Genomic DNA, 17,167 nt, shown 5'->3' with positions numbered 1-17,167 from the left:
TTCATGAGCCGGTACGACAATCCCTATTCCCGCTTCGTTGCCCTGGCGAAGATCGTGTTGCCCCTCGCGAGCCTCGCGATGCTCGCCACGCTCTTTCTCTTTGCCCGCGGACGGGAGTTCGAAGTGTCGATTCCCTATGCCGAGGTGGATCTCGAGCAGCTTGCCCGTGAACAGCGGCTGGAATTTCCGTCCTTTGCTACCGTGACCCGTGACGGTTCCCAGCTCGAGCTCGCGGCGGACATCGTGCGCCCGGACCTGTCGACGCAGGATGTGGTGAATTCGAACGGCATCCGCGGTTCGCTTCGGATGCCGGGGAGCGGCACGGTCACCCTGAAGGCCGACGATGCGGTATTGGACGGTCCGAGCCGGATCGCGGAACTGTCCGGCCATGTCGAGGTGCAGACCTCCACGGGCTATCTCATTATCTCCGAACGCGTGGCGACCATGCTCGATGTCTCCAGGATCGAAAGCCCCGGCGCGGTCTCCGCCGAAGGCCCGCCGGGAACGCTCGCGGCCGGATCCATGGAAATCTCTCAGGACGTGGAGAGCGGCGACTACCTTCTGGTTTTCAAGAATGGCGTGAAGCTGGTATACGAGCCCGAGACTTCAGAGGAATGATGCCTTGATCCTTCGCCACCTGTCGCAACGCGCCCTGTTCGCCCTCGCCCTGTCGGCGCTCGCCTCCTCCGGGTTCGCACAGGGGGCCGAAGTGGCCTTCGGCGGACTCAGGCACGACAGCTCGCTGCCGGTCGAGGTATCGTCCGACCAGCTCAGCGTCGACCAGAGCACCGGCAAGGCGCTGTTCTCCGGCAATGTGGTGATCGGCCAGGGCGCCCTGCGCCTTGCCGCCGAAACCGTCGAGGTCGTCTACGGTGCAGGCGGCGGCACGATCGCCCGGCTGCTGGCCACCGGCGGCGTCACCATCACCAACGCCGGTGAGGCGGCGGAGGCGGATCAGGCGGAATACGATCTCGAATCGGGTCAGGTAATCCTGACCGGAGATGTCCTTCTGACCCAGCAGAACAATGCGCTTTCGGGCGAGCGCATGGTCATCGACCTGAATACCGGCACCGGCCGGATGGACGGTCGCGTCAAGACGATCCTCCAGCCCGGACGTCAGTGATGTCGGAAACCACCGGGCTCAGGGTGCGCAATCTGCGCAAGGGATACCGCAAGCGGACGGTCATCCGGGACGTGTCCCTCGACCTCGAACGGGGCGAGGTGGTCGCGCTTCTGGGGCCGAACGGTTCGGGCAAGACCACCTGTTTCTATTCCATCGCAGGACTCGTCATGCCGGAGGCCGGCGAAGTCACCGTCGACGGGCGCAACATCACGCTCCTCCCCATGTACCGGCGCGCGAAGATGGGAATCGGGTACCTGCCACAGGAGGCGTCGATCTTTCGCGGGCTCTGTGTCGAGGACAACATCCTCGCGATTCTCGAGGTCGCGGAGGACGACCCGCTGATGCGGCGCGAGCGGCTCGAGGACCTGCTCTCCGAATTCTCCATCGCGCATCTGCGACGCGCCCCCGCGCTCGCGCTTTCGGGCGGCGAACGCCGCCGCGTCGAGATCGCCCGCTGCCTCGCCTCCAATCCCTCCTACGTGCTGCTCGATGAACCCTTCGCCGGGGTCGATCCGATCGCCGTGGCGGAAATCCGCGGACTGGTCTCCGAACTGCGCACCCGTGGCATCGGAGTCCTCATCACGGATCATAACGTTCAGGAAACGCTCGGAATTATCGACCGCGCCTATATCCTTCACGATGGCACGGTGCTGATGTCCGGCACGCGCGAGGAAATCGTCGCGGACGAAACCGTGCGCCGCGTTTACCTTGGAGACAATTTCCGGATCTGAGCGCGGGTTTCGATTGACAACCCCCCGCGATCTGCCGCCAAATACAGGTGATGCAAGACGCTCGTATGACAGTCTGCGCCGCGGCCCCAACACGCCTTCAGGCGCCGGTTCGCCACCCCGACGGGTCGTCCGGGTCCATTTACCAGCGTTTGCATTCGTATCCCGCTTTCAAACAAAATCCAGAGACCCGTCCGCACCAGCGGTAACCACGGCGCGCACGGGCCCCAATGAGAAGGAGGTATCTATGCGGTACCAAATCAGCGGAAAACAAATCGACATCGGATCGGCGCTTCAGACACATGTCCAGACGGAGCTTGGGACCGTGCTCGACAAGTATTCCCAACGTCCGACGGATGCGAATGTGGTGTTTTCGAAAAGCGGGGCGGAATACACCTGTGAAGCCGTGGTGCATCTGTCCTCCGGCCTGACGGCCCAGGCGAGCGCGCACGCACATGAGATCTATGCGGCCTTCGACGGCTGCACCGAAAAGATGGACAAGCAGTTGCGCCGCTACAAGCGCCGCCTGAAAGATCATCACAAGGTGCGGTCCGAACCTGTTGAACTCCTCGAAGCTTCCCAGTATATCCTCGCGGCGTCGGAATATGACGAGGATCAGGAGCCGGAAACCCTTCAGCCGATGATCATCGCCGAGATGGAGACGAGGATTCCGACACTCACGGTCGGCGAGGCGGTGATGCAGATGGAACTTGCCGGCGCGCCGGTGCTTCTGTTCCATAATGAAGGTAAAACTGGTTTGAACGTGGTCTACCGCCGCCCTGACGGGAATATCGGCTGGATCGACCCGGACAACGCGAAATAAAGATCGGCCCGCCGCGACGGGTCGGGGCGGGTGCACCTAATGGATATCTCAAAGATCTTGGATCCGCAGGCTGTGAAGGTCGTCGGGAAGATGACCAGCAAGAAGCGCCTGTTTCAGGACCTCGGAGAAATTGCGGCGAGCGCCTATGGCCTGTCGGTCAACGACACGTTCGATGCTCTCCAGGAACGCGAAAGCCTTGGTCCCACCGGTGTGGGCCATGGCGTAGCCTTGCCGCACGCCCGGATCGCCGGGCTCGACCGCGTCGTGGGTGCCTTCCTGCGGCTCGAAAGTCCGATGGATTTCGATGCGGTCGACCGGCAGCCGGTGGACCTCGTCTTCGCACTTTTCGCACCCGCCGAATCGGGCGTCGACCATCTGAAGGCGCTCGCTCTCGTCTCCCGCACGATGCGCGACGGAGACGTCTGTACGAAGCTGCGGGCGAACGCGGATCCGGCAACACTCCACGCCATCCTGACCGAAGGCCCGGCGACAAAGGCCGCCTGACGGCCCCCGCGCCCGGTTCAAGCCTTCCAGGGGCCGAATCCGAACATCATGTAGTCCCGCTGGTAAGCCGCGCGCACGGCCTCTTCTATGTCGGCGTCATAGATCTCAGAGAGCGCGAAGGGGGTATCCTCCGGCTCCGCGGCGAGAGCAACCGCTGTGCTTCCCACGGCGGAGGCGAGAGTGCCGATTCCGGCCGACAGATCCTCCTCGCGAAGGATCAGGTCGGGTAGGGAGAAATCCGCGAACCCCTTGACCACCTCGGACTGGGAGGCCCATGTCCCGTCCACCCGCACGGAGGTCTGCCCGTTCAGGTTGCCCCTCACGAAATCCGCGAACTTACGGAAGGCCTCCCGATGCCGGTCGACACCATAGCTTTCGTCCGGAGCCTCCACCGGCAAAGGCAGCTTGTAGGTCGTCCGCAACATGTCACGGATCTCCCGATAGGTCTGCGGACCGAGATTGAGGATATAGCGACAAAAGCTGCGGTGAAGCCGGACTGCCGGATGGGCGATCACGGTAAAGCTGCGATGTCCCTTGTTCTTCCGCTTCCACTGACGCAGGGATTTCTGGGTGAAACCCTCCAGAAGCGCCTCCTCCTCTGGGTCGAGCGCGGAAAGCCAGTTCCGCACCGCACGCTCCGGTCCTCCCCGCACGGGCATATAGAGAAGCGGCGTCCGCACCGCCGCCACATAGGATGGCACGGCCGGTCCCCGTGCCGGCTCGAAATTCGGCGTATCCGACAGGTTGAAATGGTCGATGGCGGAAAGCGCGGAGACCATCTCCGCATAGTTCACCACCTTGTCCTCGATCCGCGCGGGATTTTGAACCTTCGTCTTCTGGGTGGTCTTCTCGCGCGGGGTGTCGACGCCGAGAAAGCGCGCGAGGCCGTTCAGCACCTCGATATCCTGAATATCGTCATAGCTGATGTAGAACGCCGTCTGGCCGGTCGTCTGCAAGTGCCGTTGCAGGAAGCGCTGAAACCCCTTCAGCTCGTCGAGCAGCTCCTGAAACTCTCCCGGCTCGAACCGCACCTTGGCCGATCTGGCATCCTTGAGATCCCCGAGCCGCCACTGTCCCGTGGCCGACGCGATCTTGCGCGAGACGTAGCTGTCGAGCGGGTTGCGCGTGAGCACGATCTTGGCGCAGCGGGAATCACCGAGCACATGGGTGAGCACGCGCGGATCGTGATCGTGGAAGAACCGGAAGCCCGCAAGCCCATCGGTCCTTTCCCGCAATGTCCCGAGAAGCGCCAAAGGATCCGCCTCGCGCGCCGCCATTCCGATCCCGACGAGTTCGGTCTGGCCGGATTTGCCGATGAAGGCCGGATTGAAGGCTTCCCCCCAGCATTTCAGCCCCGGATAGGCGTTCAGGTTCTCTTCGAGAAAATTCGATCCGGTCCGCATTTCCGCGAAGATCACGAAATAATCGAAGGCATCAGACATATTCATTTCACCAAATAGGGCCGTTTCCGTCCGGCAAGACGGGGATTCGGATCATTTCCGGTGGGGAAATCTCCCATCAGATGAGGTTTCATCCCCTGATTTTTCAAATTCTGCAAGAATTGCGCGAATCCCGTCAGATCGCGCATCCGCGGTGCCTCCGTCAGCCGGCGCACGTTGCGCGGCATGATCTCGTCAATGATCGTCTGCAACGGCTCCATCCCGGCCTCGAGGAAATCCGCCATGGTCCAGATCCGCACCCGCGCCTTCACATGCTGCGAACGCAGGATCTCCAGATGCGCGGCCTCGATCCGCTGAAGCCGCGCCGCCTCCCGGCGAATATCGGAAAAATTCAGGTTGGAGCGGAAGAGGCTCACCGCCCAAGCTCCGGAAATCACCGAGATCTGGGCATTCGCATCCGTGGCGATGAGCCAGTTGATGTCCTGATTGTCGCGCGGGCCGAACATGAAACACTGCCGCTCCCCGCGCGTGTTCCAGAGGAGCGAGGTGAGAAAGGCGCAGGGATTGTAGTCACGCAGGGAGGCACTGTCCGAAAGCGCGCCGGCAAAGAGCTTCTGCCCCCCGGAAAACTCCACCCGCTCGGGCGCGAAGAGATGGCCGTGAACCCGCGCCCCCACCGCGCGCGACAACCAGCTGTCGAAATCCTCGAACAGGTCCGAAAACCCCTCGAAGACCGAATAGGGCGACGAGGTCTTGCCATGGTCCTTGCCGGGACCGGGCAGTCGGCTCTGCATATAGAGTCCCGCGCGCCCCCTGGTGCGCCGCTCGACCGCCTTGGCGAAGATGCGGTCGATCTTGCCGGGATTGGGCTCCGCACCCTTCATCGGATCGACATCGCTGTTGAGGAAGGTCTCGTAGAGGCGTTCCGCCTGCGGCCAGATCTTCCGCGCGACAAAACAGTCCGACCGTCGCAGGAGCTGGAGGTGGTCGTCGTAGAAGACATGGGGCTTGCCCTGAAAATCGAACTTCGACAGGGTCAGGGACCGGCTTTCGATCGTATTGGAATGAAGCCGCACGAGCGTCTGATAATAGCTTTCGTCGGGAATCCAGACCCGCCTGAAATAGGTATCGTAGAGCTTGCGGTCCGGGTCCTCGAGAATGGCGGAAAGGGTCTGGCGCGTCAGGCACCACCATTGGCTTCCAAGATGCGGCACCAGCCGTGCGGGGATCCGGCGCTCGACCTTCAGCCGACGTTGCAGCGCGACGTAACGGTCGAAAAGGCGGCGGTGCCTTTTCCACGAGAACGGAAAGCGCAGGGTGAACCGTTCGGTATCGAGCCCGCCCACCGTCCAGGGCACATCCTCGATCGTCACGCTTTCGATGAAATTCGTCAAAGGGCGCGCGGCCAGATATTGCTTCAGGTCCTCCACCGGACGAAGCGGCAGGCACGATCCGGAAGCGAGGTAGACATGCCTCACGTCCCCGAAGCGTTCGAGCATCAGCTCGGACGCGTCCTGCGAGGCCGCGACCAGAGACCATGTGCCCCATTCGCAGGCGTGACGCCGTGAAAACAGCACGTTGTCGAGATCGCTGAGGCTTTCGACGAAGGGCTGGTACATCTCCCGCCTCACCCGCCGGTCGACATGGATCACCACAGGACAGCCATGGTTCGCCCAGTGCCGCGCAACCTGTTCCGCGCGGTGCAGCGCGGTATGCACGAGCATCACGAAGCCGACCGTCATGCCCAGTTCCCCTTGGACATGAGGCCGAGGATCTCAAGCTGGCGCCAGTTGATGTATTTCTCCGACCAGTTGCACCAGAGATCGGGATCCCGCTGGAGCCGGTCATGGTAGATGACATATTCCCGGCTGCCCGCATAATGCTGGCGCCGGGTGAGTTCCTCCTCGGTCTTCTCCATGAATGTGTCGAGAAACTTCGCGTGGAGCAGCGCGCCCGACGCCTTCTCCCCGCCTCGGGTCTCGTAGACGAGGTTGAGGCCCCGCGGCAGGAGCATGTGGGTCGATTGCAGATAGGCATAGCTGCGATGCCATTTCACGAGCGGGATCTTGTTGAGCGCCGGGGCATTGACCGGCTCCTCCGCAAAAAAGAGACGCGCGCGCGGTCCGCCCTGGATCCACAGGTTGCGATAGACCGGATTGGTGGAAATCATGTAATTCCCGCTGTCGAACCACTCGGCGATCTCGAAGGGATCCTGCCCCTCGCGATAGGGCTGCGCGTCGATCGGTCCCTTCGGGTACATGTCGATGAGCATCGCCGAAAAACTGCGGATGCCGGAGGAGTCCAGCCAGTCGGTCAGGGCCGGAATGGGGCGCGTGTCGCAGAAGGGGAAAACGAGGAATTCGTCCACATCGACGGTGAGCGTCCAGTGTCCGTGGCAATATTTTCCCGCGATCCAGTTCATCCAGTGCACGCCGAAAAGCGCGTTGCGATAGCTCGCGGTGGTATGCCAGACGGAGACGTCCTTCTGGCCGAGCAGGTATTCGCGCGTTCCGTCGTCACTGTCGTTGTCGATCATCAGGAAATGGCGCACGCCCATGCCACGGTAATAGGAAAGGAAATAGGGCAGTCGGACACGTTCGTTGCGCAGCGTGGACACAAGCAGGAGGTCATCGTGGCGGATGCGCGGCGTGTTGTCCTGAACGCAAGCCAACTGCCGACGTGCCCGGAAGGCCCGCCAGAGTGCACGTTTGCGTTGAAGCCGCAATCTATAGTGCCCGAGCCTGCTCACCGATCTAGCCTTCGTCCCCTCCGGACTCATCTCGCGACAGGGTCATGAGCCCGAATATTTGTATGAATTTACCGGATCAAGGTAAACAATTGAAAATTAAATCCGAAAATTGTTTCGACATTCTTACCTCAGACGCGGTCAATCTGCATCAGTCATCCACGAACCGCGGCTGAGCAGTCCCAATGCCTCGAGCTGCCGCCAATCCTTATAGGCGACGGAACCCGCATAAAAGAAGTCGGGCGCCGCAATTACCGCATCGTAATAGGTATCGAAGGCCTCCGGCTGGCCGAAATGCTGCTTTCGGCTCTTTTCCTCGCGCGACTTCTCGATCGCCACGGGCAGAAATTTCGTATGGAGCAGGACGCCGCACAAGCGGCTGTCTCCCGGCCCGTCATAGGCGAAATTGAGCGCTTTCGGCAACATCGCATGGGTCGAGTTGATATAGACGTAACGCCAGTGCCATTTGACGAGAGGCAACTTGTTGAGCGTCGGCCCGCGCCGCGGGTTCTGAGCAAAGAACATCCGCTCCCGCGCGCCACCCTGAACCCAGAGGTTCCTTTTTCGACGCTGCCGTTGCGCGCGGTAGGGCCCCGGATCGAAATGGGTCAGCACCTCCCGCGGATCCTGCCCCGCTTCGTGGGAGATGCCGTCGATCGGCCCGACCGGATAGAGATCGAGCATCAGAGCGCCCATCGCAACCGCGCCTTCACTTTCGAGATGGAGGACGAGATCGTGCAGTGTCCGTGTCTCCTCGAAGGGATAAGCGAGCAACTCGTCCGCATCCACCGTCAGGCACCAGTGGCCGCGCCCATATCTCGCCAGGAGCCGGTTGGTCCAGTCGAGACCGAATCGAGACGCCTTGTAACTTGCCGTCGTGGACCAGAGGGACACGTCCGGCTGTTCCTGGAGAAAGGCCGGTGTGCCATCTGTGCTGTCATTGTCGATGAAAAGGAAATGATCGACACCGAGCCGCCTATAATACGCGAGGAAGAAGGGAAGGCGCTCCGCCTCGTTGCGCACGCAACACAGGCAGAGGATCGACTTCGGCGCGATGCTCTTGGTCCTATCCCGCACAAGTCTGAGATCGCGACGCGACCGGAAGGCGCGCCAAAGCAGATAACGGCGCAACATGCGCAGTCTGTAATTCTGCCAGAGCCGCCCCACTGTCTGCCTCTCCCACGTTTTCAGGGAGAGTAGCGAAACCGACTGATTTGTCACAGATTATTTGTGGTAATGCCCTGTCCTGTGCCAACGCCAGGCATCGCCGATCATCTGTGCCAGATTCGACCGAGCCGGCGACCAGCCAAGTTCCGTGATCGCGCGCTCCGATCCTGAGACCAGTTTCATGCAATCGCCGGGACGCCGGTCGCCTTCGACATAAGGCACATCCATGTTGGTCACGGCGCGCGAATGGTCGATCACTTCTCGCACCGAAAACCCCTTGCCGGTGCCGAGGTTGAACACCCGGCTGCCCTTGCCGTCCTCGAGCCATTTCAGCCCCAGAACATGCGCGTCCACGAGGTCGCAGACGTGGACATAATCGCGAATACAGGTGCCGTCGGGCGTGTCGTAATCCGTGCCGAAAATCGTGAGTGCGTCCCGCTTGCCCGAAATCGCGTCGAGCATCAGGGGAATGAGATGGGTTTCCGGCTGGTGGAACTCGCCGACCTCCGCCTCGGGATCGCCGCCCGCGACGTTGAAGTAACGGAAGATGACGTGATTGAGCCCGTGGGACTGGCCGAAATTCTCGAGAATATTCTCCACCGCCCGTTTCGAGGCGCCGTAGGAGTTGATCGGCATCTGTACCGTATTCTCGTCGAGCACAACATTGTCCTGGTCGCCATAGGTCGCACAGGTGGAGGAGAAGACGAAATTGCGGCACTCCGCCGCCACCGCTGCCTCGACCAGCGCAAGCGAGCCCAACACGTTGTTGCGCCAGTATTTCCCCGGTTCCTTCATGCTTTCGCCGACCTGGGAGAAGGCGGCGAAATGCATCACGGCCGCGGGCCGGTGGCTGGCGAAAACCGCGTCGAGGCGATCACGGTCGAGAAGGTCTCCCTTCTCGAACGGACCGAATTTGACCGCCTCCTCCCAACCCGTCGAGAGGTTGTCATAAGTGACCGGCGTATAGCCCGCGGCCCGCAGCGCCTTACAGGCGTGCGAGCCGATATAACCGGCACCGCCGGTCACGAGCACGGTTCCTGTCATGAACGGACCTTACTGCGCGGCCGCCCGGACCGACGAGAGTTCGTCGAGATATTCCTGAAGCTCGTCGCGCAGATCGTCGCGCGACAGGCCGAAGGCGATGGTCGCTTGCAGGAAGCCCGCCTTGGAGCCGCAATCGAACCGCTGCCCTGCGAAACGATAGCCATAGACGCCGCGTTCGGTGTCGATCTCGTCCGCGATGGCATCGGTGAGCTGAATCTCGCCGCCCGCGCCGGTCTTCATCTGGTTGAGGTTCTTCATCACCTCGGGCGCGAGGATGTAACGGCCGATCACGGCGAGGTTGGACGGCTCGGTGCCCGGCGCCGGTTTCTCGACCATGCCCTTCACGGAGACGGAATTGCCGAGATCCTCCTTCACGTCGAGAACGCCATAGGCGGAGACCTTGTCGGCCGGAACTTCCATGGCGGCAACCATGGAACCGCCGGTGTCCTCATAGGCCTCGACCATCTGCTGAAGACAGGGTTTGTCGGCCGCAATCACGTCATCGGGCAGGATGACGGCGAAGGGTTCCTTGGGGTCGAGCAGGCGGCGGGCGCACCAGACGGCATGGCCGAGGCCCAGCGCCTTGTGCTGGCGGATATATGCGATCGCGCCGCTGTCCATGTTCGTGGATTTCAGAACCTCGAGAAGCTTGTCCTTGCCCTTCTTGCGCAATTCCTGCTCCAGCACGGGCGAATGATCGAAATAGTCTTCGAGCGCGCCCTTGCCGCGGGAAGTGACAAAGATGAATTCCTTGATGCCGGCGGCCCGCGCCTCGTCGATCGCATATTGGATCAGCGGACGGTCGACGAGCGTCATGATCTCCTTCGGAATGGACTTCGTCGCGGGCAGAAACCGCGTCCCGAGACCGGCAACCGGAAAGATCGCTTTCGTCACTTTACGTTTCATCTTTACTCCTCTCGGCCCGTACTCATGAGCCGTTTTGTCAAACGTTCACACTGAACCCTATGCGGTCGCCGCATCCGGGTCACCCACAGCCTAGTCCATTTGCATGGAGTTGGCACAGAATTGCGACTCCGCAAGATGCTATCACGGAAACCGCCCAGGAATTAACCGAAACCTGCCGTCGCGTCTCAATCCACCCCCATGGTCGCAAGCATACGTTCGATACGCGAAACATCTTCGGGATTGTTTAGTTCCCAGAACTCCCGCCCCCGCGCCTCGACCTCGACGCAAAGCACCGGCCGCTCCTGCTCCAGAAAACGCAGCTGCTCGAGCCCCTCGAGCGTCTCGAGCGGCCCCTGCGGCCACTTCGGATAGGCCCCGAGCGCCGAGGGACGATAGGCATAGACCCCGACGTGGTGGAACACCGGCGTCAGTTCGGTCTCGTCATAGGTCTTCGAGGTGTAGGGAATGACTTCCTTGGAGAAATACAGCGCCTTATGGTCGGAGCCGAAGACTGCCGTCGTGCCGCCGACACGTCCCGCGCGGCGATCCTCGAGAAACCCGTTGAGTGCGCGCCCGTCGCAGCGGAGCACGGGCGTCGCCACTTCGGCTGTCGGATGGGCGCGCAATCCGGCGACGAGCTCCTCGACGAACCAGGCGGGCGTCAGCGGCGCGTCGCCTTGCAGGTTGACGACGATATCGTAGCCCCCGCCAAGGGTCTCGAGAGCCTCGGAACAGCGCTCGGTCCCATTCGCGCAGGTTTCGGAGGTCATCACCACCTCGGCGCCGAAACCTTCCGCCGCCGTCCGGATACGCGCATCGTCCGTCGCCACCACGACCCGGTCGATGCCGGGCACCGAGACGGCCGCTTCCCAGCTTCGCTGGACAAGCGATTTCCTCCGGCCGGACGCACCGGCAAGTTCGACCAGCGGCTTGCCCGGATAGCGCGTGGATGCGTAGCGGGCGGGAATGACGATCAGGACAGCCATCAGACCGACTTCAGATCCACGCCCGGTGCGCAGGCGATGAAGAAGGGATTGGCATATCCTTCCTTGCCGTAGTGCAGCGGTTCATGGGTATCGAATCGCACGACCTCCCCACCCGCGCCGGACAGAACGGCATGCCCGGCGGCAGTATCCCATTCCATCGTGCGCCCGAGCCGTGGATAGAGATCGGCCTCCCCCGTCGCCACCAGACAGAACTTGAGCGAGGAGCCGGCGGACTTGCTGTCCTTCACCGCGTACTTTCTGATGTAATCGTCCGTGGCCTGGTCGCGGTGCGATTTGGAGGCAACGACCATCAGCGCGGCATTGTCGGGCGTCGAGACGGAGATCCGCGTCCACTCGCCGGGCCTGTTCAGATCGAAGGGGCCGGTTTCCTCATAGCTCTGCCCGTCGGCCGCGGTGATGAACAGACGCTCCTTCGCGGGAGCATAGACTACGCCGCGCAGGGGCCGCCCTTTCTCCACATAGGCGATATTCACGGTGAAATCACCGCGACGCTGGACGAATTCCCGCGTCCCGTCGAGCGGATCGACAATCAGGAAGGTCTCCGCCTTGAGGCCATGCGAGGCCGCCTGTTCCTCGGTGACGAGCGTCACCTCAGGAAACGCCTCCCTCAGCCCGGCGGAAATCAGCGCATCCGCCGTCTCGTCCGCCACCGTCACGGGGCTCTCATCGGATTTGGTCCTCACCTCGAACTCATCCGAATTGTAGATCTCGAGGATTCTCTCACCGGCTTCGATGGCGAGCCTGCGCATCAGGGGGACGAGCTTTTCAAAATCCAAAGACTTGCTCCTGTTTGATCTGGATATGTGTTTTCATTGAAAGAAAGCGTCAACGACCTTATGCTACGCGGTCAAGCAGACGGCAAGAAATCCCTTTTCGAGTCGGCAACGACAGGCAGGCACAGGACCCCAGGCGGATGTTTCAGCATGCAAGAAGCCAAAGCGGCGTGTCCGCCGCCCTGTCGATCCTTCGGCTGATCTTCGTCAACACGGTCCGTCATGTGCGCAAGAGCCACGGGAACCCGCTCCTCGGCCTGCTGGTGAATATCACCCAGGCGATGATCCTCGTGGCGGTCTTCACCTTCATGTATTCGATCCTCGGCGTGCGCGGCACCGCCATCCAGGGCGATTTCATCCTCTTCATCATGTCGGGGATCTTCCTGTTCCTGACCCATAACAAGGCGCTGGGCGCCGTTGCCGGGGCCGAAACCGCCGCCTCTCCGATGATGCAGCATGCGCCGATGAACACGGCGATCGCGCTGACCTCCGCCGCGCTGAGCACGCTCTACACGCAGATCCTCTCGGTGACGGTCATCCTCGTCGGCTACGAGCTGCTCTCCGGCGCCGTCGAGTTCCAGAACCTGACCGGTGCCTTCGGCATGCTGATGATGGCATGGGCCTCGGGTGCCGCGATCGGCACCGTGGTTTTCGCGGCCAAACCCTGGGCGCCGCGCTTTGTCCAGATCGTCCAGACGATCTACACACGCGCCAACATGTTCACCTCGGGCAAGATGTTCGTCGCCAACCAGACTCCAGGATACATGCTCGCCATGTTCACCTGGAACCCGCTGTTTCACACGATCGACCAGGCGCGGGGCTTCACCTTCGTGAACTACAACCCGCACAACAGCTCGGTAACCTATCCGATCTATTTCTCGCTCGTCTTCATCACCATCGGCCTGCTCGCGGAATTCTTCACCCGCCGCCGGATCTCGCTCAGCTGGAGCGCGCGCTAAGTCACGACCCGGAGTGTCAGGTTGATCCGCCCGCCACCGCGCAGGAGGGTGCTGGTGCCCGGCTTGATCCGGTCGATGCCGTGGTAGAGCAGGCGCGCCTCCCCGCCCATGACCATCACGTCACCCGACGACAGCCAGACGCTTTCCGTGGATCCGCCGCGCGTCTTGTTCCCCACCCGGTAAAGCGCGTCGTCGCCCAGCGAGACCGACACGACCGGCTGGGAGAAATCGGCCTCGTCGCGATCCTGGTGCAGGCCCATCCGCGCCCCTGCCGCGTAAAAGTTGACGAGGCAGCATTCCGGCATCCTCGCCTCGGGCGCGACGGCCGTCCAGGCGCCGAGAATGGAAGCGGGAATGGGGGGCCAAGGCTGCCCCTCCGGATGGGTTTCGCTATAGCGATAGCCACGCCGGTCGGAGACCCAGCCGAACCTGCCCGCTGAGGTCATGCGCACCGACATCGGCTTGCCGTAAGGGGTCATCGGGGAAAACAGCGGCGCGGCCCGCGTCACATCGCGCAGCGCCTCGACCATCTCCTCCTGCGCATCGCGGGGGATCAGCCCCTTGTAGATCGACAGTCCGCGCAGCTCCAGTGGTGCCGACAGTTGCATGACCATGCCTCCCTTCGCCTTCCCCGATGAAATGACTCCATTTTTCCGCGCGTCCAACCCGTTGCACAACTTGCAGGCGCGAAATCCCCTCCTTATATACGCCGAGAGCAACGATCGGCCCAAACAAGACCGGTCAAAATCACTGGGATCGACGGCGGGCGCCGATACGGGCCCCTCGTCACAACATCGCCTAAGAGAGGATTTTGAGCATGGCCAAAGTCATTGGTATCGACCTCGGGACCACGAACTCCTGTGTCGCCATCATGGACGGTTCGCAGCCACGTGTGATCGAGAACTCCGAGGGAGCGCGCACGACGCCCTCCATCGTGGGGTTCACCGACAGCGAGCGCCTCGTCGGCCAATCGGCCAAACGTCAGGCAGTCACCAACCCCGACAACACCATTTTCGCCGTGAAACGCCTGATCGGCCGCCGGATCGGCGATGCCGAGGTGGAAAAGGACAAGAAGCTGGTGCCCTATTCCATCGTGGATGGCGGCAATGGCGACGCCTGGGTGGAAGTGCGCGGAGAGAAATATTCGCCCTCGCAGATCTCTGCCTTCATCCTCGGCAAGATGAAGGAAACCGCCGAGTCCTACCTCGGTGAAGAAGTGACGCAGGCCGTCATCACGGTTCCCGCCTATTTCAACGATGCCCAGCGTCAGGCGACGAAGGACGCCGGCAAGATCGCCGGCCTCGAAGTCCTGCGCATCATCAACGAACCGACGGCCGCCGCGCTGGCCTATGGCCTCGACAAATCCGACACGAAGACCATCGCGGTCTACGACCTCGGCGGCGGCACCTTCGACGTGACCGTCCTCGAGCTCGGCGATGGCGTCTTCGAAGTGCAGGCCACCAACGGCGACACCTTCCTCGGTGGTGAAGACTTCGACATGCGCATCGTGAACTACCTCGCCGAGGAGTTCAAAAAGGAGCATGGCGTCGACCTGACCAAGGACAAGATGGCGCTGCAACGCCTGAAGGAAGCCGCCGAAAAGGCGAAGATCGAACTGTCCTCCTCCTCGCAGACGGAAATCAACCAGCCGTTCATCTCGATGGACCCGTCCTCGGGCACGCCGCTTCACCTCGTGGTCAAGCTGACCCGTGCGAAGCTCGAAAGCCTCGTGTCCGACCTGATCAAGCGCTCCATGGATCCGTGCAAGGCGGCGCTCAAGGATGCTGGCCTGTCCACCTCCGACATCGACGAGGTCGTGCTCGTCGGCGGGATGACCCGTATGCCGAAGGTCATTGAAGAAGTGACCAAGTTCTTCGGCAAGGAGCCGCACAAGGGCGTGAACCCGGACGAAGTCGTGGCCATGGGCGCCGCCATTCAGGCGGGCGTTCTGCAAGGTGACGTGAAGGATGTCCTGCTGCTCGACGTGACCCCGCTCTCGCTCGGCATCGAGACGCTCGGCGGCGTGTTCACCCGCCTCATCGACCGCAACACCACGATCCCGACGAAGAAGTCGCAGATCTTCTCGACGGCCGAGGACAATCAGTCCGCCGTGACGCTGCGCGTCTTCCAGGGTGAGCGCGAGATGGCCGCCGACAACAAGCTGCTCGGCCAGTTCAACCTCGAAGGCATCCCGCCGGCACCGCGCGGCATGCCGCAGATCGAGGTCACCTTTGACATCAACGCCGACGGCATCGTCGAGGTGGGTGCGAAGGACAAGGGCACCGGCAAGGAGCAGAAGATCACGATCCAGGCCTCCGGCGGTCTGTCGGACGACGACATCGAACGCATGGTGAAGGACGCCGAGGAGAACGCCGAAGCGGACAAGAAACGCAAGGGTCTCGTCGAGGCGAAGAACCAGGCGGAGAGCCTCATCCATTCGACCGAGAAGGCGATGGAAGAGCATGGCGACAAGGTCGATCCGACGACGATCGAAGCGATCGAGCTTGCCATTGCCGCGCTCAAGGATCAGCTCGAAGGTGACGACCCCGAGAAAATCCGCTCCGGCATCCAGAACGTCACCGACGCCGCCATGAAGCTCGGCGAGGCGATCTACAAGGCCGAACAGGCGTCTTCGGGGAATGCCGACGATATCGACACCGACGAGGGCCCGTCCTCCGTCGATGACGACATCGTGGATGCCGACTTCGAAGATCTCGACGACGACAAACGCTCGTAAACCGTAATCGCGGACACGATCGACCGGTCCGGCATTCCGGGCCGGTCATCGCGTTCCAGAAGGAGTAAAATCCATGGCTAAACGCGATTTTTACGAGGTTCTCGGCGTCTCGAAGGGGGCAGATCCGGCGGAGCTCAAGAAGGCCTATCGCAAGAAGGCGATGGAGTTCCACCCCGACCGCAACAAGGACAATCCCGAAGCCGAAGCCAGGTTCAAGGAAGTGAACGAGGCTTACGACACGCTCAAGGATCCCGACAAGAAAGCCGCCTACGACCGGTTCGGCCATGCGGCGTTCGAACAGGGTGGAATGGGCGGCGGGCGTCCCGGCGGCGGCTTCGGCGGCGCGGGGCAGGGCGATTTCGCCTCCGCCTTCTCCGACGTCTTCGACGATCTCTTCGGCGATTTCATGGGCGGCCCGCGTGGCGCCGCAGGTGCCCGGTCGCGAGCGCAACGGGGCTCGGACCTGCGGTACGACATGCGCGTGACGCTCGAGGAAGCCTATCAGGGGGCGCAAAAGACGATCAACGTTCCCACCTCCGTCGCCTGCGGAAGCTGCAATGGCACCGGGGCGGCGAACGGCGCGGAACCGCAAACCTGTCCCTCGTGCTCCGGCATGGGGAAGGTGCGTGCGCAACAGGGTTTCTTCACCGTCGAACGCACCTGCCCGGCCTGCGGCGGCCTCGGCCAGATCATCAAGGATCCCTGCCCCGACTGCCGTGGCGCGGGTCGCGTCGAAAAGGATCGCTCCCTGTCGGTCAACATCCCCGCCGGGGTGGAAACCGGCACCCGCATCCGACTTGCCGGAGAGGGGGAGGCGGGGCTGCGCGGCGGACCGACCGGAGACCTCTATATCTTCATAGAGGTTCGCCCGCACCAGATCTTCGAACGCGACGGCGTGCACCTGCATTGCACGGTGCCGGTGTCGATGACCGCGGCCGCGCTCGGGGGCGATATCGAAGTGCCGACGATCGACGGCGGCCGCTCGCGGGTGAAAATCCCCGCCGGCAGCCAGTCCGGGCGGCAGATGCGCCTGCGCGGCAAGGGCATGCCGGCACTGCGAGGCGGCGGGCATGGCGACATGTTCATCGAACTCGCGGTGGAGACGCCGGTGAACCTCACCGCCAGACAGAAAGAGCTGCTTCAGGAGTTCGAAAAACTCGGCGAGGACAGCAACAACCCGGAAAGCTCGTCCTTCTTCAGGAAGGTCAAGACATTCTGGGACGGGATGAAAAGCTGAGTGAGGGCGCTTC

At 62.2% G+C, this 17,167-nt stretch carries 17 protein-coding genes; 8 read left to right on the top strand and 9 right to left on the bottom strand.

The annotated features are described in order from the left end of the window. Positions 1-3: 3 nt before the first annotated feature. From P73_RS01430 to P73_RS01410, 5 genes are all read left to right on the top strand, one after another. Entirely contained in the window at positions 4-618 is a 615-nt protein-coding gene (locus P73_RS01430; protein WP_043868146.1) for a hypothetical protein, read from the top strand. A gap of 7 nt (positions 619-625) precedes the next feature. Then, positions 626-1,123: a lipopolysaccharide transport periplasmic protein LptA gene (lptA, locus tag P73_RS01425; RefSeq protein ID WP_052453522.1), complete on the top strand. Its 498-nt coding sequence runs from the start codon at positions 626-628 to the stop codon at positions 1,121-1,123. Further along, the gene (gene lptB / locus P73_RS01420; RefSeq protein ID WP_043868145.1) at positions 1,123-1,854 is read left to right on the top strand and encodes an LPS export ABC transporter ATP-binding protein; all 732 of its coding nucleotides are present in this window, start codon (positions 1,123-1,125) and stop codon (positions 1,852-1,854) included. Before lptA ends, lptB begins: the two co-directional genes overlap by 1 nt. 244 nt (positions 1,855-2,098) lie before the next feature. Beyond that, positions 2,099-2,674 carry a ribosome hibernation-promoting factor, HPF/YfiA family gene (gene hpf / locus P73_RS01415; protein ID WP_043868144.1) on the top strand — a complete coding sequence of 192 codons (576 nt, stop codon included), beginning with the start codon at positions 2,099-2,101 and terminating at the stop codon, positions 2,672-2,674. Positions 2,675-2,713: 39 nt separating this feature from the next. Beyond that, on the top strand, positions 2,714-3,178 hold the full coding sequence (locus P73_RS01410) for a PTS sugar transporter subunit IIA (RefSeq protein WP_043868143.1): 465 nt from the start codon (positions 2,714-2,716) through the stop codon (positions 3,176-3,178). A gap of 17 nt (positions 3,179-3,195) precedes the next feature. Here the strand turns inward: P73_RS01410 and P73_RS01405 are convergent, their stop codons facing one another. From P73_RS01405 to cysQ, 8 genes are all read right to left on the bottom strand, one after another. Further along, positions 3,196-4,620, bottom strand: coding sequence for a nodulation protein NodH (locus P73_RS01405; RefSeq protein ID WP_043868142.1), 1,425 nt, complete (start codon positions 4,618-4,620; stop codon positions 3,196-3,198). A 2-nt stretch (positions 4,621-4,622) separates the two neighbouring features. Next, positions 4,623-6,320, bottom strand: a complete 1,698-nt coding sequence (locus tag P73_RS01400; RefSeq protein ID WP_043868141.1) for a DUF5927 domain-containing protein — start codon at positions 6,318-6,320, stop codon at positions 4,623-4,625. After that, the gene (locus P73_RS01395; protein WP_043868140.1) at positions 6,317-7,303 is read right to left on the bottom strand and encodes a glycosyltransferase family 2 protein; all 987 of its coding nucleotides are present in this window, start codon (positions 7,301-7,303) and stop codon (positions 6,317-6,319) included. Before P73_RS01395 ends, P73_RS01400 begins: the two co-directional genes overlap by 4 nt. A 162-nt stretch (positions 7,304-7,465) precedes the next feature. Beyond that, entirely contained in the window at positions 7,466-8,458 is a 993-nt protein-coding gene (locus tag P73_RS01390) for a glycosyltransferase family 2 protein (RefSeq protein ID WP_082033090.1), read from the bottom strand. Positions 8,459-8,548: 90 nt separating this feature from the next. Further along, positions 8,549-9,535 carry a UDP-glucose 4-epimerase GalE gene (gene galE / locus P73_RS01385; protein WP_043868138.1) on the bottom strand — a complete coding sequence of 329 codons (987 nt, stop codon included), beginning with the start codon at positions 9,533-9,535 and terminating at the stop codon, positions 8,549-8,551. Positions 9,536-9,544: 9 nt separating this feature from the next. Beyond that, positions 9,545-10,441, bottom strand: a complete 897-nt coding sequence (locus P73_RS01380) for a UTP--glucose-1-phosphate uridylyltransferase (protein WP_043868137.1) — start codon at positions 10,439-10,441, stop codon at positions 9,545-9,547. Between the two features lie 185 nt (positions 10,442-10,626). Continuing rightward, positions 10,627-11,427, bottom strand: a complete 801-nt coding sequence (locus tag P73_RS01375; RefSeq protein ID WP_043868136.1) for a 3-deoxy-manno-octulosonate cytidylyltransferase — start codon at positions 11,425-11,427, stop codon at positions 10,627-10,629. Beyond that, positions 11,427-12,224 (bottom strand): 3'(2'),5'-bisphosphate nucleotidase CysQ, encoded by a 798-nt coding sequence (gene cysQ, locus P73_RS01370; RefSeq protein WP_043868135.1) that lies wholly within the window; start codon positions 12,222-12,224, stop codon positions 11,427-11,429. Before cysQ ends, P73_RS01375 begins: the two co-directional genes overlap by 1 nt. A gap of 137 nt (positions 12,225-12,361) precedes the next feature. Here cysQ and P73_RS01365 point away from each other — a divergent pair, with 137 nt between their 5' ends. After that, positions 12,362-13,180 (top strand): ABC transporter permease, encoded by an 819-nt coding sequence (locus tag P73_RS01365; protein ID WP_043868134.1) that lies wholly within the window; start codon positions 12,362-12,364, stop codon positions 13,178-13,180. Here P73_RS01365 and P73_RS01360 read toward each other — a convergent pair. Then, positions 13,177-13,788, bottom strand: coding sequence for an alpha-ketoglutarate-dependent dioxygenase AlkB family protein (locus tag P73_RS01360; RefSeq protein ID WP_043871299.1), 612 nt, complete (start codon positions 13,786-13,788; stop codon positions 13,177-13,179). The two genes, P73_RS01365 and P73_RS01360, sit on opposite strands and share 4 nt — an antisense overlap. A gap of 209 nt (positions 13,789-13,997) precedes the next feature. Between P73_RS01360 and dnaK the strand changes: the two genes are divergently transcribed. Continuing rightward, complete coding sequence (dnaK, locus tag P73_RS01355; RefSeq protein ID WP_043868133.1) at positions 13,998-15,917, top strand: molecular chaperone DnaK; 1,920 nt, start codon at positions 13,998-14,000, stop codon at positions 15,915-15,917. Positions 15,918-15,990: 73 nt separating this feature from the next. Next, on the top strand, positions 15,991-17,154 hold the full coding sequence (dnaJ, locus tag P73_RS01350) for a molecular chaperone DnaJ (protein ID WP_043868132.1): 1,164 nt from the start codon (positions 15,991-15,993) through the stop codon (positions 17,152-17,154). The last annotated feature ends 13 nt before the right edge of the window (positions 17,155-17,167 follow it).

The organism is Celeribacter indicus (assembly GCF_000819565.1).
GTDB lineage: Bacteria > Pseudomonadota > Alphaproteobacteria > Rhodobacterales > Rhodobacteraceae > Celeribacter > Celeribacter indicus.
This window is presented reverse-complemented; position numbering and strand designations above follow the sequence as displayed.